Here is a 204-nt window from a genome sequence, read left to right on the forward strand (position 1 = left end):
TCGTTATAAGACCAAAAACTGGAAGTTATATAATCAATCACTGATTAAACGTGGTTCACTGACTTTCTGGATTGATGAAGAAGCTATCCAAGAATGGAAAGAAGCTAAACAAGGGCTGCGTGGTAGACCTCGTATTTTCAGTGATTTAGCAATAACAACAGCGCTTATGGTAAAACGTATATTTTCAATGCCCTTAAGGGCATT

General features: G+C 37.3%; 1 protein-coding gene. It reads left to right on the forward strand.

Annotation, left to right across the window (positions count from 1 at the left end; all coding sequences use genetic code 11):
* Positions 1-204 (forward strand): transposase (locus HC723_RS17295; protein WP_190339988.1); only part of this gene is annotated, 204 nt, incomplete at both ends.

This window comes from Vibrio sp. S11_S32 (assembly GCF_014694465.1).
Taxonomy (GTDB): Bacteria; Pseudomonadota; Gammaproteobacteria; order Enterobacterales; family Vibrionaceae; genus Vibrio; species Vibrio algicola.